19 protein-coding genes and 1 pseudogene are annotated in these 22,177 nt (G+C 71.5%); 6 read left to right on the top strand and 14 right to left on the bottom strand.

Translation table 11 applies throughout. The features are described from left to right. Positions 1-34 precede the first annotated feature (34 nt). The 7 genes from ABGB18_RS07155 to ABGB18_RS07125 form a co-directional block, all read right to left on the bottom strand. A complete protein-coding gene (locus ABGB18_RS07155) occupies positions 35-634 on the bottom strand; it encodes a flavin reductase family protein (RefSeq protein ID WP_347694561.1) in 600 nt (199 codons plus the stop codon). Then, positions 631-1,143 (bottom strand): NADPH-dependent FMN reductase, encoded by a 513-nt coding sequence (locus ABGB18_RS07150; RefSeq protein WP_347694560.1) that lies wholly within the window; start codon positions 1,141-1,143, stop codon positions 631-633. The genes ABGB18_RS07155 and ABGB18_RS07150 overlap by 4 nt, the downstream gene beginning before the upstream one ends. Then, complete coding sequence (locus ABGB18_RS07145; RefSeq protein ID WP_347694559.1) at positions 1,140-2,465, bottom strand: LLM class flavin-dependent oxidoreductase; 1,326 nt, start codon at positions 2,463-2,465, stop codon at positions 1,140-1,142. Before ABGB18_RS07145 ends, ABGB18_RS07150 begins: the two co-directional genes overlap by 4 nt. Then, complete coding sequence (locus ABGB18_RS07140; protein ID WP_347694558.1) at positions 2,462-3,376, bottom strand: ABC transporter permease; 915 nt, start codon at positions 3,374-3,376, stop codon at positions 2,462-2,464. The genes ABGB18_RS07145 and ABGB18_RS07140 overlap by 4 nt, the downstream gene beginning before the upstream one ends. Beyond that, the gene (locus ABGB18_RS07135; protein WP_347694557.1) at positions 3,369-4,169 is read right to left on the bottom strand and encodes an ABC transporter ATP-binding protein; all 801 of its coding nucleotides are present in this window, start codon (positions 4,167-4,169) and stop codon (positions 3,369-3,371) included. Before ABGB18_RS07135 ends, ABGB18_RS07140 begins: the two co-directional genes overlap by 8 nt. Then, positions 4,166-5,185, bottom strand: coding sequence for an ABC transporter substrate-binding protein (locus ABGB18_RS07130; protein WP_347694556.1), 1,020 nt, complete (start codon positions 5,183-5,185; stop codon positions 4,166-4,168). The genes ABGB18_RS07135 and ABGB18_RS07130 overlap by 4 nt, the downstream gene beginning before the upstream one ends. Before the next feature lie 153 nt (positions 5,186-5,338). Continuing rightward, on the bottom strand, positions 5,339-5,590 hold the full coding sequence (locus ABGB18_RS07125; protein ID WP_347694555.1) for a hypothetical protein: 252 nt from the start codon (positions 5,588-5,590) through the stop codon (positions 5,339-5,341). A gap of 314 nt (positions 5,591-5,904) precedes the next feature. Between ABGB18_RS07125 and ABGB18_RS07120 the strand changes: the two genes are divergently transcribed. Further along, positions 5,905-6,237 carry a putative quinol monooxygenase gene (locus ABGB18_RS07120; RefSeq protein ID WP_347694554.1) on the top strand — a complete coding sequence of 111 codons (333 nt, stop codon included), beginning with the start codon at positions 5,905-5,907 and terminating at the stop codon, positions 6,235-6,237. Here the strand turns inward: ABGB18_RS07120 and ABGB18_RS07115 are convergent. Beyond that, the gene (locus ABGB18_RS07115; RefSeq protein ID WP_347694553.1) at positions 6,234-6,524 is read right to left on the bottom strand and encodes a LysR family transcriptional regulator; all 291 of its coding nucleotides are present in this window, start codon (positions 6,522-6,524) and stop codon (positions 6,234-6,236) included. The genes ABGB18_RS07120 and ABGB18_RS07115 overlap by 4 nt on opposite strands. Positions 6,525-6,599: 75 nt before the next feature. On the opposite strand from ABGB18_RS07115, the gene ABGB18_RS07110 reads away from it, so the two are divergent. Continuing rightward, positions 6,600-7,208 carry a hypothetical protein gene (locus tag ABGB18_RS07110; RefSeq protein ID WP_347694552.1) on the top strand — a complete coding sequence of 203 codons (609 nt, stop codon included), beginning with the start codon at positions 6,600-6,602 and terminating at the stop codon, positions 7,206-7,208. Next, positions 7,205-7,759 (top strand): hypothetical protein, encoded by a 555-nt coding sequence (locus tag ABGB18_RS07105; protein WP_347694551.1) that lies wholly within the window; start codon positions 7,205-7,207, stop codon positions 7,757-7,759. The genes ABGB18_RS07110 and ABGB18_RS07105 overlap by 4 nt, the downstream gene beginning before the upstream one ends. Before the next feature lie 40 nt (positions 7,760-7,799). On the opposite strand, the gene ABGB18_RS07100 is transcribed toward ABGB18_RS07105, so the two are convergent. The 3 genes and pseudogenes from ABGB18_RS07100 to ABGB18_RS07090 form a co-directional block, all read right to left on the bottom strand. Then, complete coding sequence (locus ABGB18_RS07100; RefSeq protein WP_347694550.1) at positions 7,800-8,666, bottom strand: fumarylacetoacetate hydrolase family protein; 867 nt, start codon at positions 8,664-8,666, stop codon at positions 7,800-7,802. Positions 8,667-8,750: 84 nt separating this feature from the next. Continuing rightward, a pseudogene (locus tag ABGB18_RS07095) lies at positions 8,751-8,909 on the bottom strand (multicopper oxidase domain-containing protein); the annotation flags it as partial. 248 nt (positions 8,910-9,157) lie between these two features. After that, entirely contained in the window at positions 9,158-10,342 is a 1,185-nt protein-coding gene (locus tag ABGB18_RS07090; RefSeq protein ID WP_347694549.1) for an Ig-like domain-containing protein, read from the bottom strand. A gap of 255 nt (positions 10,343-10,597) precedes the next feature. Between ABGB18_RS07090 and ABGB18_RS07085 the strand changes: the two genes are divergently transcribed. The 3 genes from ABGB18_RS07085 (at position 10,598) to ABGB18_RS07075 (ending at position 15,167) form a co-directional block, all read left to right on the top strand. After that, positions 10,598-13,702: a glycosyl hydrolase 115 family protein gene (locus ABGB18_RS07085; protein ID WP_347694548.1), complete on the top strand. Its 3,105-nt coding sequence runs from the start codon at positions 10,598-10,600 to the stop codon at positions 13,700-13,702. Positions 13,703-13,740: 38 nt separating this feature from the next. After that, on the top strand, positions 13,741-14,373 hold the full coding sequence (locus ABGB18_RS07080; protein ID WP_347694547.1) for a hypothetical protein: 633 nt from the start codon (positions 13,741-13,743) through the stop codon (positions 14,371-14,373). Between the two features lie 398 nt (positions 14,374-14,771). Continuing rightward, positions 14,772-15,167: a glucodextranase DOMON-like domain-containing protein gene (locus ABGB18_RS07075; protein WP_347694546.1), complete on the top strand. Its 396-nt coding sequence runs from the start codon at positions 14,772-14,774 to the stop codon at positions 15,165-15,167. A gap of 922 nt (positions 15,168-16,089) precedes the next feature. On the opposite strand, the gene ABGB18_RS07070 is transcribed toward ABGB18_RS07075, so the two are convergent. The 3 genes from ABGB18_RS07070 to ABGB18_RS07060 form a co-directional block, all read right to left on the bottom strand. Next, entirely contained in the window at positions 16,090-18,093 is a 2,004-nt protein-coding gene (locus ABGB18_RS07070; protein ID WP_347694545.1) for a serine/threonine-protein kinase, read from the bottom strand. A gap of 200 nt (positions 18,094-18,293) precedes the next feature. Continuing rightward, positions 18,294-21,056, bottom strand: coding sequence for a DUF5682 family protein (locus ABGB18_RS07065; protein WP_347694544.1), 2,763 nt, complete (start codon positions 21,054-21,056; stop codon positions 18,294-18,296). Further along, the gene (locus tag ABGB18_RS07060) at positions 21,053-22,168 is read right to left on the bottom strand and encodes an AAA family ATPase (protein ID WP_347694543.1); all 1,116 of its coding nucleotides are present in this window, start codon (positions 22,166-22,168) and stop codon (positions 21,053-21,055) included. Before ABGB18_RS07060 ends, ABGB18_RS07065 begins: the two co-directional genes overlap by 4 nt. Between the last annotated feature and the right edge of the window lie 9 nt (positions 22,169-22,177).

The following is a 22,177-nucleotide window of genomic DNA, read 5'->3' as shown; positions in this document are numbered from 1 at the left end:
GCGGCCGCCGGTCGGGCGGAGAGGGCGGGCCGGGTCAGCCGGGGTGGGCGACGAAGCGGCCGAAGCGGCCCTGGTGGTAGAGGAGCGGGCGGCCGGGGCCGTGCACCCTGGCCTCGGCGACCAGCCCCACGACGAGGATGTGGTCACCCACGTCCACCGTCTCGTGCGGCAGGCAGATCAGATGGGCCGACACGTCCTGCAGCAGCGGCGCCCCGAGCGGGCCGGGACGCCAGCGGGTGGGCGCGCCGAAGCGGTTCACGTCCTTGCGCGCGAACCTGGCCGCCAGCTCCGCCTGGTCGCCGGCCAGCACGTTGACCGCGAAGTGGTCCGCCGACCGCAGCGACGGCCAGGTGGTGGAGGAACGGTCGACGCAGAAGGAGACCAGCGGCGGGTGCAGGCTGACCGAGGTGAACGACGTGGCGGTGAGCCCGGCGGGGACGCCGTCCGCCTGCGCCGTGATCACGACCACGCCCGCCGCGTGCACGGCCAGCGCCCGCCGGAACCCGTCGGCGTCCAACCCGGGCCCGGGTCCGGGTCCGGGTCCGTCCAGCGCGGGCCCGGGTCCGTCGGCCTCGGCCGTGCGGGCGCATGCCTGCCTCCCCGTGAACCGTGCGCGCGCCGCGGGCACCGTCATCTCAGCGCTCCTTCCCTCAGCACGGCGGCCACCTGCGGCGCGACCCGGTCCGCCCAGCCCGCCAGGACGTCCGCCAGCCGCGGAATCTGCGACTCCAGCACCGCGAGCCCCGGTGTGGGCACCGTGGCCCCCAGCTCCACCAGCAGCGGCCGCAGATGCACCTCCACCGCCAGCGAGTGCTTCGCGTCGCCCATGACCAGCAGCGGCAGCGCCACCCGGCCGGCCAGCGCGTCCGGCGGCAGCCGGTCCACGAACAACTTGAGCAACCCGGTGTAGGTCCCCTTGTAGGTCGGGCTGGCCACCACCAGCACGCTCGCCCGCCGTACCTGCTCCAGCGCGGCCACCACCCCGGGCGAGGGCTCGGCCGCGGGCCCGAGCGCGGACAGGTCCACGCTCTCGTACGGTCCCGCGGCCCCGATCCGCTGCCCGACCGCCTCCGCGGCCGCCTCGGCCACGGTCAGGGTCCTGGAGCCGGGCCGGGGGTTGCCCACCAACGCCACGACGCTCATCGGGCCACCGCCACCGCGCGCCGGGCGTACCGGGAGCCGGGTCTGGGCAGGCCGTAGTTCTCCCGCAGCGTACGGCCCTCGTACTCGACCCGGAACAGCCCCCTGGCCTGCAGCTCCGGCACCACGTAATCGACGAAGTCGGCCAGGCCGCCGGGCAGGATCGGAGGCATGATGTTGAACCCGTCCGCGGCTCCATTGAGGAACCACTCCTGGAGCTGGTCGGCGATCTGCTCCGGCGTGCCGGCCACGACGCGGTGGCCGCGCCCGCCCGCCAGCCGGCCCAGGAGCTGCCTGACCGTGAGGCGTTCGCGCCGGGCCAGGTCCACCACGAGCTTGCGGCGGCTCTGCGCCCCGTCGGTCTCGACGGGCACGTCGGGCAGCGGCTCGTCCAGCGCGTCGGCGGTCAGCTCGATGCCGGTCATCTGGGAGAGCTGCGCGAGCCCGTACGCGGGGGTGATCAGGTCCTCCAGCTCCTTCTCCAGTTGCAGCGCCGCCCGCTCGGTCGAGCCGATGATCGGCGAGATGCCCGGCAGCACGAGCAGGTCCTCGCGCCGCCGCCCGTACGCGGCCAGGCGGCGCTTCAGGTCGGCGTAGAACTCCTGTCCCTCCCGGAGCGTCTGCTGGGCGGTGAAGACCGCGTCGGCGTGCCGGGCGGCGAAGTCCTTGCCGTCCTCCGACGAGCCGGCCTGCACCAGCAGCGGGTGGCCCTGGGGCGGGCGGGAGGTGTTGAGCGGGCCGCTGACCGCGAAGTGCTCACCCGCGTGCTCGATCGGGTGGATCTTGCCCGTGTCGGCGTACAGGCCGCCGGTGCGGTCGCCCAGGATGGCGTCGTCCTCCCAGCTGTCCCACAACTTGCGTGCGACCTCCAGGAACTCCCCGGCCCTGGCGTAGCGGCGGGCGTGCTCGGGGCGTTCGAGGCCGAAGTTGCGGGCCTCGGCCTCGCCGGCGGAGGTGACGATGTTCCAGCCGGCCCGGCCGCCGCTGATGTGGTCGAGGGAGGCGAACTTGCGGGCCACGTGGAAGGGCTCGTTGTACGTCGTGGACACGGTCGCGATCAGGCCGATGTGGTCGGTGACGGCGGCCAGCGCTGACAGGAGCGTGAGCGGTTCGAGGCGGCCCAGCGCGTTGTACCGGACGCTGCCCAGGGCGAGGCCGTCGGCGAGGAAGACCGAGTCGAGCTTGCCGCGTTCGGCGGTCCTGGCCAGCTCCTGGTAGTGGCGGACGTCGGTGAGGCGGGCCGGCTCGGTGCTGGGGTGCCGCCAGGCCGCCTCGTGGTGGCCGACACCCATGAGGAAGGCGTTCAGGTGGAGCTTGTTCGTCACGGGGTCCTCCACGTGGAGAAGCGGCGTTCGACGCCGACCAGGAGCAGGTTGAAAAGCAGGCCGAGCACGGAGATGGTGATGATCCCGGCGTACATGTCGGGGATGCGGAAGCTGGACTGGGTGTCCAGGATGAGGTAGCCGAGCCCGGCCTTGGCGCCGACCATCTCGGCGAAGAGCAGGACCAGGATCGAGTGGGCGCCCGCCAGTCGCACGCCGGTGAAGATGGTCGGCACGGCGGCGGGCAGGATCACCTTCTGGAACAGCCGGACCGGGCCCAGGCCCATGGACCTGGCCGACTTGATGAGCAGCGGTTCGACGGACTTCACGCCGCTGATGGTGTTGAGCAGGATCGGCCACGAGCACGCGTACAGCACGAACGTGACCTTCGTCGTCTCGCCGATGCCGAGGATCAGCGTGAACACCGGCAGCAGCGCCACCGCCGAGGTGTTGCGGAACAGCTCCAGCACCGGGGTGAGGAAGTCGGCGACCGGCCGGTACCAGCCGATCAGCAGGCCGAGCGGGATGGCGAGCACGATGGCCAGGCCGAAGCCGGACAGCGAGCGGGCCAGCGACGCCTCCAGGTGCTCGGGGAGGCTGCCGTCGAGTACGAGGCCGAACCAGGCGGCCAGGTCGTCGGAGAGCGGCGGCACGAAGACCCGGTCCACCACGCCCAGCCTGGGCAGGGCCTCCCAGGCGGCCAGGAGGAGCAGGATGGCGGCGGAGTTCGCGGCCCCGCGCCTGAACCACGTCCCCGCCTTCCGGCGCCCCGCCCGAGGGGACGCGGTCCTGGTGGTGCTGGGAGTGGCGGGGACCTCGGCGGTGACGGTGGGGTCGGTCTCGTCGTCCGGGAGGTCGTACCAGTGGGTGTCGCCGGGGAGGCCGACGGCGGTGCGCGGGCTCGGGTCAGCCATGCACGCTCGCCGCCTTCCGCTCCTGCGCCTGCGCCGCCGCCACCTCGTCACGCAGCAGCGACCACACGAGATGCCGGTATTCACCGAACGCCGGGTCGGCCCGCAGGTCCCCGGCCCGCGAGCCGAACCGCACCTCGACGACCTCCTTGATCCGGCCGGGCCTGGAGGTCATCACCGCGACCCGCTGTCCCAGGTAGACGGCCTCGTCGATGCCGTGCGTGATGAAGATGACGGTCTTGCCGGTCCGCTCCCAGACCCGTACCAGCTCTTCCTGCAGCGACTCGCGCGTCTGCGCGTCCAGCGCGGCGAACGGCTCGTCCATCAGCAGCACGTCCGGGTCGAAGGCGAGACTGCGCGCGATGGCCACCCGCTGCCGCATGCCGCCGGACAGCTCGTGCGGGTAACGGTCCTCGAATCCGGCCAGTCCCACGAGCTCCAGGTGCTCGCGGGCCCGCCGCGCCCGCTCCTTCTTCGGTACGGACTTCGCCTCCAGCCCGAACTCGACGTTGGCCTGGGCGGTGCGCCAGGGGAACAGGGCGTACTGCTGGAAGACGACGCCCCGGTCGAGCCCCGGCCCGGCGACGGGCACGCCGTCGATGAGGATCTCGCCGCCGGTCGGCGCGGCCAGCCCGGCGACCAGGTCGAGCAGCGTGGACTTGCCGCAGCCGCTGGGCCCGACGAGAGTGAGGAACTCGCCCCGGCGCACGTCGAGCCGGACCCCGTCGAGCGCGGTGAAGGACTCCTCCCTGACCTGGAACGTCTTGCTGACGTCGCGGATGCTGATGCCGGTCATGAGGCGCTCCGGGCGGCGTACGGGTTGAACGCGTTGGTGTAGAGGTCGGCGGCCTCGACCTGGCCGGGCTTGATCTCGCCCGCGCGTTCCAGCCAGCCGATCCACCGGTCGAAGTCCTGGGCGGAGATGGCGCCCGCCTTGCCGGCGATGCCGGTGCTCTTCCAGAACCGCACGGTGTCGGCGCTCTCGTTGCGGCCGCGCTTGGCGATGATCGCCTCCATCCTGGCGACGACCTCCGCGCGCGGGCGGGTCTGCGCCCACTCCACGGCCCTGCCGAAGGCGGTGACGAACGTCCTGGTGGTGGTGGGGTTGTCGGCCATGAAGTCCTCGCGCAGCACGATCGATCCGGCGGTGAACGGGCCGAGCAGCCCCACGTCGGTGAACAGCGGCCGCAGCCCGCCGCGTTCGAGGGCCTTGTCCTTGAGCACGCCGCCGAGGGTGCCGGCGTCGAGCTGCCCCTGGCGGAGCGCCTGCTCGGTGTTGACCGGCGGGATCACCACGAGCTGGACCTGCGAGATCTCCTCGGGGGTCAGCCCCGAGCGCTTGAGGTATTCCTTGATGACCGCCTCGTGGTGGGCGCCGAGGGTGTTGACGCCGATCTTCTTGCCGATGAGGTCGCGGGCGGTCCTGATGGGACTGTTCTCGGGCACGTAGTAGCCGTTGAAGGTCTCCTTGTCGGAGCCGTAGTAGCCGATCACCGCTCTGATCGGGGCTCCGGCAGCCTTGAGCTTGACGATCGCGCCGTTGAACGCGCCGCCGAAGTCGGTCTGGCCGGTCGCGGCCGACTGGATGTCCTGCGGGCCCGAGGTGGTGTTGCCCACCCATTCGAGCTTGACGTCGCCGAGGTAGCCGAGCTCGGCGGCCAGTTCTGGGAAGGTGACGGAGCCGGTGCCGCCCTGGTAGCGCAGCACCTTCACCTCCGTGTCTCCGGGTTTCGAGGCCCCCTCCGCCGCACCGCAGCCGGTCAGCACGACAGGCAGCAGCGTGGCGAGGAGAGCATGTCTGATCTTGATCACGATGGGTTCCTCTGGGAGGTGAAGAGGTCTGGTTTCCGGTCCGTGATCAGCGACACTGCGCGCTGGCGACGTGGCCGTGGTCCACGTGCGGGCGCCGGGTCAGGTGAAAGCCCAGGCTCATGCCCTCGAAGCTACGAGGCCGTGCTCGCAAAGTCAATAATTCCTACTAGGAATACATGAAATCCGGAACCGGCGGTAGGCCTGGTACCAGCGGTAGCCGCCGCCGTGGTCGGTGGCCCGCCCGATCAGGTCGGCGGCGAGCGCGCGGGCGCACTCCAGGTGAGATTCCTGCCCGGTCGCCGCCCACAGACCGACGAACAGCTCGATCAGGCCGGCCGCGCCGCAACACTGGCAGGCCACGTTCCAGCAGCCCTCACTGCGCCGGTCCGGCACGCCGCTCCGCACGATGCCCCTCGCCGAGGGCCCAGCCGGCCTCCATGAGCGCCACCATGGTGCTCCTGCTCGCGCCAGGTGGCCGCGAGCCTGCGGGCACCGGCCCTGGCATCCTCCAGGTAGGTCTCCTCGCCGGTCGCGGCGGATCTGATCCAGCGCGCCGCCCCGACGGCGGCGGTCAGCGGAGAATCGGCGCGGGCACTCGACGGGCGGATCCTGTCCAGACTCACGGGATCGATTATCCCATACTTTTGGTAGGTTATTCGGGTTAATATGAAGACCGCTAGGCTCGTCTCGTAACGCAGCCGTTCGAGGGAGCCGGCCCCATGATCTTCATCACCGCCAAGTTTCGCATCCTGCCCGAGCACGCCGACCGCTGGCCGGAGATCGTGGGCGAGTTCACCGAGGCGACCAGGGCCGAGCCGGGCTGCCTCTGGTTCGACTGGTCGCGCAGCGTGGCCGACCCCACCGAATACGTGCTGGTGGAGGCGTTCCGCGACGACACGGCCGGGGCGGCGCACGTGCAGTCGGCCCACTTCAAGCAGGCCCAGCAGGCGTTGCCGCCGCACCTGGCCGAGACACCGCGCATCGTCAACGTGACCGTGCCGCAGGACGACTGGTCCGAGCTCGGCGAGATGGCCGTTCCCGGTCGCGGCTAGCGCGCGGCCGGGAACGCGGAAGCGGTCGGCGGAGGGGGGGACAGGGCGCGGAAGTTGTGCACCACCGGTTTCTGCTCGCCGGTGCGCCAGGTCAGGTCGAGCGTGACGATCGCCTGGCCTGCCGGGGTGACGAGCACGTGCCTGGTCATGCGCTCGAACAGCCGCACACCCAGCTCCTGCTCCAGCTTGCCGATCTGCTGGCTGGACGGCGGCTGCCGCACCCCTTCCCACAGGGCGGCCCGGCCGAAGTTCAGCTCCTCGGTGTAGCGAAGCCGCCGGAGATTCATATCCCACTTATATCAATCACCACCTACTTGCCTCTGAACGCCATATATCCGGCAGGCTCCGCCGAGATTGGCCCAATGAAGTCGATGATTCTCGCGCTGGCCTCCCTCCTCGGGACGCTCCACCACGGCTGGGAGGACTTCCACACCGAACGCCCCCTATACGTGTCCGGGACGGTGACGGAGGTGCGGTGGGGCAACCCCCACCCGGAGGTACGCCTGCGCCTGTCCGCTCCGGTGCGCCTGCCTGCCGGACTTGCCGAGCGGCCCATTCCGGCCGAGTTGGCGGAGCTCGGCGGGCGGGAGGTGTTGCGGCGCACTCAGCCGTTCGACGGGCGGGCCGGTGAGGTGGTGCTGGTGCTCGCACCGGTGGAGCGGCTGTCGGCGTGGGGGATGCCGGACCGGGTCGCGGCGGGGGAACGACTGGAGGCGGTGGGGTACGTCAGCCGGGAGCACGCGGACGAGCTCCGGCCCGAGCTGCTCGTACGGCAGGACGGCCGCGCCATCCGCCAGCGCTCGGTCCCCCTCCCGGAAACCTCCCCTCCGGCCCCCGCCCCGAGCGACATGGCCGCTCCCACCGGCTCCGGCACGGAGGCAGGGCCGCCGCCCTGGCTGGCGGGGGGCGCGCTCTTGGTGGCCGGTGCGACGGCCGTGGTGGTGTACGGAAGGAAGAGACGCCGCCCATGAGGGTCACCGCCGCGTCGTCCCCCCGGCACGACGGCACCCGACCGCACAGCGCGTCCCTGGACGGCGCCTGGCTGGAGGCGCTCGGGTGGCTGGAGGGCACCTGGGGTGCCGAGTTCGTCCGGGTGACACCGTGGGTGTACTCCTCTCTCGAGGTCGTGCACCTGCTGGGCCTGGCCCTGCTGGTCGGCCCGGCCGTGCTGTTCGACCTCCGGTTGCTCGGCGCGGGGCGGCAGGCGGTCTCCGTGGTGGCGGCGGCGCGGCACCTGCTGCCGGTGGCGCGGGCCGGGTTCGCCGCCGCGGCGTTGTCCGGAGTGGTGATGTTCGCGGCCGGTGCGCGGGAGGTGGCGGGGACCGGTGCCGCGCCTGTCAAACTCGCCCTGCTGGTGATCGCCGGGATCAACATCGCCCTGTTCCACCGCGGCGTCTATCGCAGGGTGAGTGCATGGGACGGCGCCCGCCGTACCCCGGCCGCGGCCAGGACAGCGGGCGCCGTCTCGCTGGTCACCTGGACCGGGGTGGTCGCTTGCGGCCGCCTGATCGCCTACACCTGATGACCCACCGGCCCGGTCCCGGCTCCCGGGGACCGATCTGTCAGCGCATCGCCGCCAGGCCCCGCACCACGCTCGTCGTCAGCGTGCCGACCTCGGCGATGCCGATGGTCACCGTGTCACCATCCGTCAGCGTGAACGGCAGGTCGGGAACCAGGCTGGTGCCGGTGGCCAGGACGGCGCCGTCCGGGAAGTCGTCGGCGCGGAACAGGTATCCCGCCAGGTCGTCCAGCCGCCGGTTCAGCTCCGCCGTGGACGCCTTCCCGTCCCACACCGTCTCCCCCGCCCGGACGATGGTCAGCGTGATGTCCAGCGCGTACGGGTCCGGCACCTCCCACGCGGGCCTGATCGCCGGCCCCACGGCGCACCCGCCGAGATAGATCTTCGCCTGCGGCAGGTACAGCGGGTTGACGCCCTCGATGCTGCGCGAGCTCACGTCGTCCACCACGGTGTACCCGGCGATCTCGCCGGCGGCGTTCAGCACCAGGCCCAGCTCGGGCTCCGGCACGTCGATCTCCGAGTCGGCGCGTACGGAAACGCGCCCGCCGTCCCCGGAGACCTTCCAGGCCGCCGACTTGAAGAACAACTCGGGCCGCTCGGCGTCGTAGACCAGCTCGTACACGTCGGCGGAGCGCTCGCTCTCGACCACCCGGGCCTCGCGCGAGCGCCGGTAGGTCACGCCCGCCGCCCAGACCTCCATCCGCCCGTCCACCGGCGCCAGCCGGCGCACCGACGCGGACGGGTGCCGGGGCCCGTCCGCCGCCGCGCACCACTCGCGCAGCTCCGCGGCCGGCAGCCGCAGCAGCTCGCCCACGGTCGTGACCCCGGCCGGCTCCACCACGTGCTCGCCATCGTCGACGCCGACCGCGGCGGCGCCGGTCAGGGGGCTGACGAACCGTACGATGTGCATGCCTGCTCCTCATTCTCATCAGACGAGTCTGCTCAGAGTCTCCCCAACCCGCCCGGCCCGAAATCGCCGGATTGATCATCCGGGTCAGATCACGTCGAAGTCCGCCATCATCGCCATGTCCTCGTGTTCGAGGTTGTGGCAGTGCACCATGTACCGGCCGCGGTGGCGGTCGAAGCGGGCGAGCACGTCCACGACCTCGTACGGACGCACGTCCACGGTGTCCTTCCACCCGGCGTCCGCGGCGTACGAGTCGGGCCTGGTGGTCCCCGGGACGGGTGGTTAGAAGGTCACCAGGAACTCGTAGGCGTTCAGCAGCCAGACCAGCAGCCACAGCAGGGTGGCGGGCAACCGGACGAGCCCCCGCCCGGATCCGTCAGCAGGCACGTGATACCACAACGCCTTCCGTAGACGCCGGTGTCATCCTCCCAGTCTGCGTCCCCGGACCCGGGCCCGCGCGGCACCGAAGCGGCCCCGCGAGCCGATCCCGGGTGCTAGCCGCTGATCGACTTGCCCAGGGCGCTGCCCGCGAGCCAGGACTCCCACGACTTGGCCCACGGCGTCGGCCCGTTGCCGAACCGCAGCTTCCTGGAGGTGCCGCTGACCTCGATGACGTCGCCCCGCTGGGTGAACTCGTAGAACCAGCGGGCGTTGGCCGGGCTGGCGTTCACGCAGCCGTGGCTGACGTTCGAGTTGCCCTGCGAGCCGGTCGACCAGGGGGCGGCGTGGAAGAACGTGCCGCTGTAGGTCATGCGTACGTTCCACTGAGTCTTGATGCGGTACTCGCCGGGCTCGCCGATGGTGGCCGAGTCCATGATCATTTCCGGGTTCTTCTCCTGGGCGATCATGATGCCGGAGTAGCTGTCGTCGCCCGGCCGGCCCAGGCTGACCGGGATGGTCCTGACGACCTCGCCGTTCTCCCGCACGACCGCCTGGTGGCTCTTGTTGCTGACCTTGGTGATGTGCTCGGGGCCGACGGTGAAGGTCAGGCTGCGGTCCTTGGTGCCCCACAGGCCGGACCCGGCCCGCACGCCCGCCAGGTGCGCGACGACCGTCACCTTCTCGCCGGTCGGCCAGTATTCACGCGGCCTGAACTGCACCTCCCGATCGCTCACCCAGCTCCAGGCGCCCTCGACCGGCTTGGACATCCGCACCGTCAGCGACCGCTCGACCGCCGCCCGGTCCTTCCGCGCGGTCACCGGCTGGGACAGCAGGAGCTGGACGGGCATGCCCACGCCCACCTTCTCGCCGTCCAGCGGGGCCATGCCGCTCTCCAGCACCCGTTTCGGCTTGAGGGTGGTGAACTTCGCCTGGCTCGTCACCGGCTTGCCGTCGCTGCCGGTCGCCTCGGCGCTGACGGTGTAGGCGGTCGAGGGCCGGAGCGGCCACTTGGGACGCCAGGCGCCGTCCGCACCCGTGGTGCCGCTGACCTTCCTGCCCTTGGCGTCGGCCACGGTCACCTTGGTGACCTTCCCGTCGGTGGCCTTGACGGTGATCCCGGCGTCCGGGGCCACCTTGGTGGCTCCGTCGGCGGGGGTGAACGACAACGTCGCCACGGGACCCTCGTCCGGTTCCTTCGCCGGGCCGGGGTCCGCCGGATCGCTGCCGGCGCTGCACCCGGCGGCCAGGAGCAGCATCGAGGCGAGGATGCTCGTGACGAAGGTCCGGCCGTGCCGCATGTTGACGCCTCCCGCCTGACAGACAGGCAATCTTCACCGTGGACCGCATGTGCAGTACCGCCGACTCCTGCCCAAAACGGGCAGACCCACGCAAGAGATAACCGTGAACGGGGGTGGCGAATTCCGGCCACCTCCTGACCAGGCATTGACCGTCTTTGTGAGACCGGTTTAGCATCCCCCTTACCCGGCCTCAGAAACTTTCCCAATTCTCCCGAAAGTTTCAACAGGGTGCCCTCACCGACCGGAGATCGTGACATGACGAAGCTGTCCAGACTCCTGTTATCCGTCGCGGTGGCGATCACCGTGCCCACCATTGGGCCCGCCGCCGCCTCCGGACCCGCCACCGCCACGGCGGCCCGGGCGCCCGGGCCGGGCACCTACATCCTGAGCTCCGGAGGCCCCGGCCGGTTCCCCCTGGTGGCCGCCGGGCGGGCGGCGCCGATCGTGGTCAGCGCGAGCGACCACGCCGGCGTCGTCCGCGTCGCCGGCGACCTCCAGGCCGACCTCGAACGGGTCACCGGCGTACGGCCCGACCTGGTCAGGGACCGGGTCCCGCGCCGGGACGACGTGGTGCTCGTCGGGACCATCGGCAGGAGCCCGCTCATCGACGGCCTGATCCGGGCCGGCAAGCTCGACGTCTCGGGCATCGCGGGCAGGTGGGAGACCTCGCTGGAGCAGGTGGTGCGGAACCCGCTGCCCGGCGTGCGGCGCGCGTTCGTGATCGCGGGCAGCGACCAGCGGGGCACGATCTTCGGCGCGTACGACGTCTCGAAGGAGATCGGCGTCTCGCCCTGGTACTGGTGGGACGACGTCCCCACCCGCCACCAGGACGCGCTCTACGTGCTGCCAGGCCGGCACACCCAGGGCACGCCCAAGGTGAAGTACCGGGGCTTCTTCATCAACGACGAGAACCCCAACCTCGGCACCTGGGCCCCCCGCTACTTCGGCCCCGGTCTGGCCGAGGGCTTCCCGGGCGGCTTCAACAGCAAGATGTACGCCAGGGTCTTCGAGGTCATGCTCCGCCTCAAGGCCAACTACCTGTGGCCCGCGGTCTGGGGCCGGGCCTTCGCCGAGGACGACCCGGACAACCACCGGGTCGCGAGCCGGTACGGCGTCGTCATGGGCACCTCCCACGAGGCCCCCATGATGCGTGGCATCGAGGAGTGGAACCGGCACGCCGTGGCCGCCGTACGAGACAGCGAGGGCACCATCGTCACCCCGGGCCGCGACCCGTACGGCGGGACCGGCGAGTGGAGCTTCCGCCGCAACGGCGAGGCCATCAAGAAATACTGGGCCGACGGCATCCGCCGGATGCGCGAGCAGGGCTTCGAGGGCGTCGTCACGCTCGGGATGCGCGGCAACGGCGACGTGAGCCTGCCCGACGGCGACGGCATCGAGCTGATGGAGTCCATCCTGGCCGCCCAGCGCGAAATCCTGGCCCAGGAGAGCGGCGAGGACCTGGAGAGCATCCCCCAGGTGCAGACCCTCTACAAGGAGGTGCAGCGCTACTGGGACCAGGGCCTGCGCCCGCCGGACGACGTGACCGTGGTCTTCTGCGACGATAACTGGGGCAACATGCGCAAGCTGCCCGACCAGACGCTCCCGTCGCGGCAGGGCGGCTACGGCATGTACTACCACTTCGACTACGTCGGCGGCGGCCGGAACTACAAGTGGGCCGACACGATCAACCTGGCCTCCACGTGGGAGCAGCTCAACCTCACCTACCGCTACGGCGTGGACCGGCTCTGGGTGGTCAACGTGGGCGACATGAAGAACGAGGAGCTGCCGCTGCAGTTCTTCCTCGACTACGCCTGGGACCCCGACCGGCTGCCGATCGAGAGGCTGGACGACTGGGAGCGCGCGTACGCGGCCCAGAACTTCGGCCCCGAGCAGGCCGCCGAGATCGCCGAGGTGCTGCACGAATACGGCCGGCTCCAGGCCCGCCGCAAACCCGAGCTGCTGAACCGCCGCATCACCACCGACCCCGCCAACCCGCAGAACGTCACCTACGACGACCGGGACACCCCCTTCAGCCTGACCGGCTACCACGAGATGGACCGGGTCGTGGCCGAGTGGCAGCAATTGGCGAGCCGGGCGGAGCAGATCCGCGGCCGCCTGGACGAGCGTCACCACGACGCCTACTACCAGCTCGTGGACTACCAGGTGCAGGCCCCCGCCAACCTCTACGAGCTGCGCCGCGCCCAGTTCACCAACATCCTCTACGCCCGGCAGGGCCGCGCCGCCGCCAACGCCCAGGCCGACCTCGCCCAATCCAGGTTCGAGGAGGACCAGGCGCTCAACGCCCACTACGGCGAGATCAGCGGCGGCAAGTGGCGCGACTGGCAGCTCCAGCCCAAGATCGGGTACGGCGACGTCGAACGGTACGGCCCCAACGCCCCCTGGCAGCAGCCGGAGAAGGACAACGTGGCACTCCCGGACGCGTTCTACCCCCATCTGGTCCGCACCGAGGTCCCGGCGGGCGCCGACATGGGCGTGGCCGTGGACGGCTCCGACCAGTGGTGGCCGGCGGCGACGGGGCCGGCGGTGCTGCCCGCGTTCAGCCCGTACCAGGCCTATCCGCGGCAGTACATCGAGGTGTTCAACCGCGGCACCACCCCGTTCGACTACACCGTCACCACCGGCCGGCCCTGGCTGACCGTCACCCCGAAGGCCGGCCGGGTCACCGACCAGGTGCGCGCGACCGTACGGGTGGACTGGGCGCGGGCGCCCAAGGGCAGGACCGAGGTCCCCATCACCGTCACCGGCCCCGCCGGGCGGCAGGTGACCGTGCGGGCCGTGGTCGACAACCCGGACGGGCGGCCCCGGGGGTACGTCGAGGCGGGCGGCCACGTCGCGATCGAGGCCGGGCACCACAGCAGGGCCGTCGGCACCTGGATGACGATCCCCGACCTCGGCAGGACCTCCGACGGCGTGACACCGCTGCCGGTGACATCGGCCCGCCGCACGCCGGGCGGCGGCAGCCCGCGCCTGGAGTACACCACGACGCTCTACACGACCGGCCAGGTGAAGGTGTCGGTGCACCTGTCCCCCAGGAACAACGTGCTGCCCACCGACGGCCTCACCTACGCCGTCTCCGTCGACGACCAGCCACTCCAGCGGGTGAACGTCACGGCCGTCACCGGCGCGAACGACACGACCATGAATCGCCAGTGGGAGCGCAACACCTCCGAGAACGTCATCGTCACCACGACCGCCCACACGATCGCGGCCCCGGGCGTGCACACGGTGAAGTTCTGGATGGTCGACCCCACTGTGGTGCTCCAGCGCATCGTGGTGGACACCGGCGGCCTGCTGCCCAGCTATCTGGGCCCGCCGGAGAGCGTCCGCGTTGGCGGGTGAGGTTGCCTTGTCCGTCCGATCGCCGCGATCATGGACGGATGGACTACTACCTGATCTCCGCCGCGGCGGGCGACCCTGAGCCGGCGGAGATCCTGGTGGAGGAGTTCGTCCTCAACGACGACCACACCGCCGCGGGCATCGACAGCGCCGCCTGGCGGGCCGGGTCGTGGGCGGGCGCCCCGGCGCTGACCCGGGAGCTGCGCTCCGACGCCGGGCTGCGCGCCCGGGTGACCGCCGTGGACCGGCCCGCCGCGGCGGAGGCGCTGGCCCTGCTGGGCGGGGGCGAGCTGCCGGACGAGGCGGGGCTGCGCGCGCACTTCCAGCGGCAGCCGCTGCCCGCCGAGTCGCCGCTCGACCTGGGCTCCGGGCCCGCGGCCCGGCGCTACCGCATCCTGTTCGCGGGACAGCTCGGTGAGCGCGAGCTGGCGGACGCCCGCGCGGCGCTGCGCCTGGAGCCGGCCGCCGACCCGCGGGTGGCCGGCACGGCCGGGGCCGACGGCTTCATGTGGGAGCTGCGCCGGATCGGCGCGGACATCGCGTGGTGCGTGGACGTGACCACGCGGCCCGGCGGCGGTCAGGACGTCACCGCGCTGGGCGCGCTGCTGCACCACCACCGGCAGGCGATCCGCGGGCTGGGCCTGATCCCGGTCACGATCGAGCGGTTCGCCTGAGGCGGGCTTGACAGGCGGGCCGGGCTGGACTTCTCTCAACCCATCGGGGTCGGGAAGGGGAGCCTGCATGCCTGCCGTTCGACGGTCCGTCCTTGCCCTGGTCGTCTCCGCCGCGCTGGTGACCGACCGGTCGATCCGGCGCGCGCCCAGGCTCCCGCGCCGGGCGCGCCCGGCACCGCCTCCCACTTCGGGCTCGCGCGCAAGGACTGCGTGGGCACGGCGACCGGCCGCGCGTCCAAGGTCTGGTACACCGTGGCGGGCGGCGTCCTGTCCGACGTGTACGAGCCCACGATCGACAACACGAACGTCGAGACGATGCAGTTCGTGGTGACCGACGGCAGGACGTTCACCGAGTCGCAGGCCCGCGACACCACCTACCAGGTGAGCACCGACCGCAGGTGCAGGGCTTCGCCGCCCCGGTCTGGGTCACCGCCGCGGGCGCGGCCCAGGCGGGCGCCGCGGTGCGCTCGTCGGGCACCACGCGGACGATCACGATCGCGCTGCCCAGGGCCGCGTTCGGCACGCCGGGGCCGGGGTGGCGGTTCGCCGTCGTGCTCACCGGGCAGGACGGCTTCAGCCCCGACCAGGCCAGGGGCTTCGCGGTCACGCCGCAGCCGTTCCAGTTCGGGGTCTGCGCCGCCGGCGGCGCCGATCCGCTGTGCGCGGTGGACCCCGGCACGGTGCCGAAGGCGCTCGACGTGCTCGTCCCGGCCGGGCGGTCCCAGGCCGACGTGCTCAACCCGCTCCTGGGCCCGGTGACCGTACCCGCCGTCACCGTCCCGGCGGCATCTTGAAGCATCGGCGCAAGCTCAAACGGGCGGCTGCCAGGTGCGAAGACCAGCCTTCAGTGTGAGGTGTCGAGGCGGATCATCGAATGCCGTGGCGAAAAATTGCCACGGCATTCGTCGTCCACCCCTTTTCGAGCAGGCGAGAAAGATTTCGACTCAATCGCCGATCAGAGCTTTATTGAGACGCCTGCGCCCGCCGGTTAGGGGCGTCGTCACCGAGCCCATCCCCGGGCGGGCCTTTTCTCGTCCGTACCCGTGCGCCACAGGCTACCAACCGTGATGGCGGGGCCAGGAGTGGTGGTGACTCCCGTGGTAGGGCCAGGATCGGTGGTGATGATTCTCGTGGTCGGGCCTGGACCGGTGGTGATGGTTCCCCCGGGAGGGCCAGAACCGGTGGTGGTGATACCTGTCGTGGTCGAAGTCGTCCGTTGCGATGTACGCAGGGGAGGCGGAGTCCGCGCTCGCCACTCCCTGGACCTGCAGCAGACCGAACATGACACCGGCTGCCGCAGTGGTCAGAGCTAGCGTCGCGATACGCCCGTGGCGCGGTGTCCGCGATTGCCGAATTTCAGTATTCACGTGGTTTCGTTTCCATTCATGAGTGAATCGGTCGCGAAAATCCGATGCCTTATATCGATGGGCATCCGGACAGCATCAGATATGCCCGTGAAGGCAATCGCCTGCACCTCAGCAAACCTAAACAACCCGTCAAGTCGTTCAGCGGCAAGGCCCCCCGGATCACCAGGGCTCCAGCGAAATGGAGTTTTGTCATGATTTTCGATCGTGCGAGGTCGAGGATGGTGAGGGTGGGCGTGGCGTCGCGAGAAATGTGGCGGATGGCTTGGGCCGTGTTCCCGGCACCGATCATACGTGGGGCGCCGATGGCGAGGGTGCGCAGCGGTCGTGATCGCGCCCGCCCGTAACGTGATCAGGCGTGCTCCGGGACCGCGTCCGCGGCGCGCTCCAGGGGCAGGCCGCGCGTCTCCCTGAACAGGGTCAGCACCACGACCGTGGACACCACCGCCACGGCCACCATGAAGAAGCCAGGCGCGATCGCGTTGCCCGAGGCCGACACCAGCCCGGTGCCACGAACGGGGCCGTGCCGCCGAACAGCACGTACGCCGCCGTGTACCCGGCCGAGCTCCTTCCGCCTGGTCAGGTCCCAGACGCGCACGGTCGTGTCCTCGCTGCCCGTGACGGCCACCGGCTTGCCGTCCACGTTGCCGATCGCCACCGAACGCACCCAGCCCTGGTGCCCGGTCATCGGCTCGCCGAGCTGCTTGCGGTCGTCCAGGCTCCACATGCGCACGGTCCCGTCGTCACCCGCGGTGACCGCCACGGGCGCGCCACCGATCTGGGCCACGGCCACCGCCCACACCGCGCCCCGGTGGCCGGCCAGCGGCTCGCCGAACTCCTTGCCCGAGCGCAGGTCCCACACCCGGGCGGTGCCGTCGGCGGAGGCGGTCACGACGACGTGCCGGCTGCCGATGCGGCCGGTCGCCACCGACTTGACGCCGCCGCGGTGGCCGGTCAGGACGCGGGCCTTCCCGGTGGTGAGGTCCCAGACGCGGGCGGTGCCGTCGTCGCTCCCGGTGACCGCGATCGGCACGCCGTCGAGCTGGTCGAGGGCGGCCGACCTCACCCATTCCGTGTGGCCGGCGAGCGGCGGGCCGATCGGCTGGAAGGTACGCAGGCTCCAGACCCTGGCGGTCTCGTCGTCGGAGCCGGTCAGCGCGATGGGCACGCCGTCGAGCGAGCCGACGGCCGCCACCGCCCGTACGTCGTTGCCGTGGGCCGCGAGCGGGTCGCCGAGCTCCGTGCCGAACGCGGGTGCCGTGACGGGGGCGGTGGCGACGGTGACCGCCGTGAGCGCGGGGGTCGTACCGCGTGGTTGCCGCGCCCACAGGGCCACGGCGACGACCGCGGCCGTGGCGCACACGGCCACCGCGCCCGCCAGGAGCGCGCGGCGCGGCAGCCGCCGCCGGGGCGGCTCCGCGGCGGGCACCGTCGGGGCGCCGTCGGGCACCGCCGCGCCACCGGCGGGTGCCGTCCCGGAGGCGGCCGGGGCCGTGCCGGGGGCGGCGGGCGCCGTCGTGGGGCCGACCGGGGTCGTCGCGGGTCCGGCGGGCGCCGTGGAGTCGCCGGTCAGGGCACGGACCAGCTCGTCGGCGGAAAGGCGCCGTTCGGGGTTCTTGTCCAGGCAGGCCGTCACCAGCGGCAGCAGCGACTCCGGCACACCGGTCAGGTCGGGCGGGTCGTACAGGAGCGCGTGCAGCACCGCCGGGACCGAGTCACCGGGGAAGGCGCGCCGCCCCGTGGCCGCGAACACCATCGTCGCGGCCCAGCTGAACACGTCGGCGTCCGGACCGACCTCCCCGCCGGAGACCTGCTCCGGGGCCATGTAGCCGGGTGTGCCGAGCGCCCCCGACAGGGTGGCGGTGTGGTCGAGCGCGCGGGAGATGCCGAAGTCGATCACGACCGGGCCCTCGGGGCCGAGGATCACGTTGCCCGGCTTGAGATCGCGGTGCACGACCCCGGCGCGGTGGATGGCCGCCAGCGCGGTCGCGGTCGCGATGGCCAGGCGCTCCAGCCCGCCCCCGGTCCGCGGCCCGTCCCGCCTGACCACCCGCTGCAGGGAATCACCGGAGACGTATTCGCTGACGATGTACGGCCGCTCGTCGTGCATTCCCATGTCGAGCACCCGGGCGGTGCAGAAAGGGGCGACCCGGCGGGCCAGATCGACCTGGCGGAAGAATCGCCGCCGGGCCTCACTGTCGTCGGACAGGCGGTCGTGCAGCACTTTGATCGCAACGGGGGCGCCGGACGGGCTCATGCCCTGGTAGACGGCACCCTGCCCGCCCTCGCCGAGAAAACCGGTGACCCGGTAATCGGCGATCTGGCCGAGATCCTCTCCCGGCTGGGAACGCGACAATGCCCACACCCCATCAAATCCGCACCGATCTCAGCACTGGATACTACGAGCCGGGAGGCCGTGATGGATTACCCGGAGAGGCGACATGAAGGGACCGGCGAGTTCGTCACCCGAATGCCATTCGCCATTTCCCGATCATTCATTGATCGGCGATTCCGCGGATGTGGCGGCCCGCCTCGCGGGAAGCGGGCCGCCGGAGGTCAGCCGAGCAGGGCCGCCACCGCCAGGGTCGGCTCCGGGTGGCCGGCCAGCAGGGCGCTGACCTCGCGATTCCCGGCGCCGCCGGGGGCGCGCCACTCCCCCGCGCAGCCGAGCAGCTCGGCCACCGCGTCACAGGCCGATGGATGCCCGGCGAGCAGCTCCGTCACCGGTCCCGCCGCGACCGGGCGCGTCGGGACCGGCTTGGGACGCGCCGACCACGGCGGCGCCCAGGCGTCCAGCGCCGCCAGCGAGCCGGGGAAGGTGCGCCCCGCCTCGCGGACGAGCGCCGGCATCAGCTCCCCCGCCTGATCCCGCAACGTCGTGATCAGCTTCGGCAACCAGGGCAGCAGCACCCGGTCAGGCAGCCGCCCGAACGCCTTCGAGATCACCTCCACCACGAAACCCGACAGCCCCGGAGCCAGCTCCACGGCCTGGACGAACCCCGTGATGTAGTGCGGGAACGACGGGATCACCAGCGGGTTGGCCAGCAGCTCGTCGCACCGCGCGCGCAGGTCGGCCAGCGGCAGGAGCCCGAGCTGGTGCCGCGCGGCCCACAGCAGCGCCACCTTGGCGGGCGCCTCCGGATGCGACTGCTGCACCGCCAGCTCAAGCTGGGCCCGGTCACAGCCCAGCGCCAGCGCCAGGCTCTCCATCGTGAACAGGAACCCCAGCATGGCCCCCACCTGCCGCACGCCCGTGTCGTCGTCCACGAACGCCGTCGGCAGCAACGTGCAGTAATGCGCGTAGCCACCGGTCACGAACGCCTCGCACCAGGCCGGCAGCTCCGGCTCGTGGGCCCGGTAGTAGGCCAGCAGGCGGCGGATCCTGCGCAGCACCTCGGGCGCGTCGTCCACGGTGCGCTCCGCCGCGAGCAGCTCCACCGCCCGCGCCCCGAGCTCGTCGGTGAAGCGCCTGCTGCCCAGGTAGAGCACGGAGTCCTCGACCGCCGCCAGCGCGACCGCCGCGGTGGCCCGCGGGTCCCACACCGAGCGCCGCAGCCGCATCTCCAGGACCTGCTCGATGGTGACGCCCTCGTAGCCGAGCTCGATGATCGCGCGCTGGTTGCGCCCCAGCGCGAGGTCCCAGCTCTCCTGGATCGAGCGCTCCCCCAGCCGGCGCTCGCCCATGATGGGGCGGACGGCGTCGGACGGCAGCAGGTAACGCAACTTCCACAGCAGGTCTGAGCAGGGCACCAGCTCCGGGTTCGCGTTCAGGTCCAGCAGGGCCCGCTGGATCGTCCGCTTCTCCAGGTCCAGGCCGAGCGGCGCGAGCCGGTCGTGGACGTCCCTGGCCAGCGGAGGCAGCGCGTCATAGCCGACCTCGCCGACCCGGTCGCCGCCGAGCAGGATCTCGCACAGCCGCCGCACGTCACGGCGGCCCGGTACGACGTCCTTCTCGATGCAGGTGACGGCCGCGTCCTGGAAGTCGTACGGGGTGGGCCTGGCCCGGTTGCGCATGCCGGCCAGCAGGATCGAGGTCTCGAACACCGCGATGGCGTCGGCGGTGCTGGCCAGGTAACCGTTGCGGCGGGCCAGCCGGACGATGTCGACGGACCAGCCGAGCAGCTCGGCCTCGTCCAGGCCGTCCAGGGTGGGCGGCGCGGACAGGAACCCGGTCAGTTTGTCGGCCGCCTCGGCCCGGGGGACGGGCGCGGGCAGCTTGGCCGCCCGCTTGCGCGCGCCCTTCTGCCCGGCGAGCTGGAACGGGGTCAGCCCGTCGCGGGTCAGCGCCTTGGCCCAGGTCGCCGCCGCGATCGACACCGAGCCGGAGGCCAGCCCGAACTGGGCCTCGATGGCCGAGTGGCTGGACGGGATGAGCCCGTACAGCCATTTCGTGGCCGTGCGCGGGGTGATCTCGAAGGCGGCCGTGGACTTCAGGCCGAACTGCTCGACGCGGCTGGCGGCGTGGAACGCGCCGCACACGTACAGGCAGTCGGCGGGGTCGGCGCCGGTGGCGGACAGGTGCTCGCGCATCCTGGTCCACATGTAGCGCTCGCGGTCCTCGTCCAGGGCCAGCCGTTCCGGGTCGCGGTTGAGGCGCCGGAACAGGCTGCCGATCAGCACCATCACCTGGCGGTAGGTGTCGTGGTCCGCGCCGGAGAGGGGCTGCTCGACGTACTGGTCCCACCACTCGGACCAGTGGCGCACCTTGCCGTGGTGCAGCAGGTGCTCCTCCAGCTCGGCGAAGCGCGGGCGCAGGTCGCCGATCTCGACGCCCACGGCGTCGCCGTGCAGGCCCGCCTCCTCCTCGGGCTCCTTGGGCTTGTCGCCGGAGGGTTCCTCGTCCGGCATCCACTGGTAGACGTGGTCGGCGGAGCGGTCGACCAGCACCAGCTCCACGCCCGGCGTTTCCAGGGCGTAGGAGATGGCCTGGTATTCGGCCGACGCCTCCGTGATGGGCGCCACCACGCTGAGCGGCGCCCACTTCTTCGGGAAGCCGTCGAGTTCGGTCGCGAACGCCTGCACCGCCACCGGCAGCTTGCAGTTGCGCAGCTCGGTCAGCAGCGGCTGCAGGTCCTCGCACAGCTCCAGGTAGATGACCTTCGGCTGCTTCTCCCGCAGCCGCCGTACCATGGCCAGCGCGGAGGCCGGCGAGTGGTGGCAGACCGGGAAGATCTCCAGCTCCTCGCGCAACGCCCGATCCACGTCGTCGACCAGGCCGGACAGCACTTCCGACACGGCCACGGGACCGCCCGCGAACTTCGCCGCGGCGTCGAGGAGCTGCTCGCGGAGCGAGCCGAACGGGCTCGTCTGGTCGATCATGAGAGCGTGGCGATGGCCTCGCGGCCGCCCTCGAGGAACTCCGGCCAGTCGCCGCCCTCCTTCTTGCTGCGCGGCTCCACCACGCCGTGCCAGTACTTGTTGAGAATCGCCAGGTCCTCGGGGCTCCGCCGGGCCAGCGAGCCGACCAGCGAGCCGGCGAGCGTCTGCGCACGCAGGGTGCGGTCGCCGAAGAAGTGGCTGTGCAGGATGGCGTCCTCCAGCACGCCGATCTGCTCGGCGGTGGACAGCGCCGACTCCAGCTTCTCGTCGTCGCTGGTGGCCGCGCCCGCCGCCGAGCGCAGGTCGGCGAAGCTCTGCAGCAGGATGTCCAGCAGCGTGGGCGGCAGGTCCAGCTCGATGCGGTGCCGGCGCAGCAGCTCCTCGGTACGGAAGCGGACGATCTCCGCCTCGCTCTTCTTGTTCGTCACCACGGGGATGCGGACGAAGTTGAAGCGGCGCTTGAGGGCCGAGGACAGGTCGTTGACGCCCCGGTCACGGCTGTTGGCGGTGGCGATGATGGAGAAGCCCGGCTGGGCGAAGACGATGTTGTCGTCGTCGAGCTCGGGGATGGAGACGTACTTCTCCGACAGGATCGAGATGAGCGCGTCCTGCACGTCGCTCGTCGAGCGGGTCAGCTCCTCGAACCGGCCGATCACGCCGCCCTCCATCGCCGTCATGATCGGCGAGGGGATCATCGACTGGCGGGACTGGCCCTTGGCGATGACCATGGAGACGTTCCAGGAGTATTTGATGTGGTCCTCCGTGGTGCCCGCCGTGCCCTGGACCACGAGGGTGGAGTTGCGGCAGATGGCTGCGGCCAGCAGCTCGGCCAGCCAGCTCTTGCCCGTGCCCGGGTCGCCGATCAGCAGCAAGCCCCGGTCAGAGGCCAGGGTCACGATGCTGCGCTCGACGAAGCTGCGGTCGCCGAACCACTTCTGCGGGATCTCGCGGTCGAGCCCGTCGGAGCGTTCGGAGCCGAGGATGAACAGTCTGATCATGCGGGGGCTGAGCCGCCACGAGAACGGCTTGGGGCCGTCGTCGATCGACTCCAGCCAGTCGAGCTCCTCCGCGTACTTCATTTCCGCGGGGGCGCGCAGCATATCGTCACTCATTCGAGGATC

It is taken from the genome of Nonomuraea sp. B12E4, assembly GCF_039871825.1.
Lineage (GTDB): Bacteria > Actinomycetota > Actinomycetes > Streptosporangiales > Streptosporangiaceae > Nonomuraea.
Note: the sequence above shows the minus strand (reverse complement) of the source record. Positions and strands in the feature narration are given on the sequence as shown.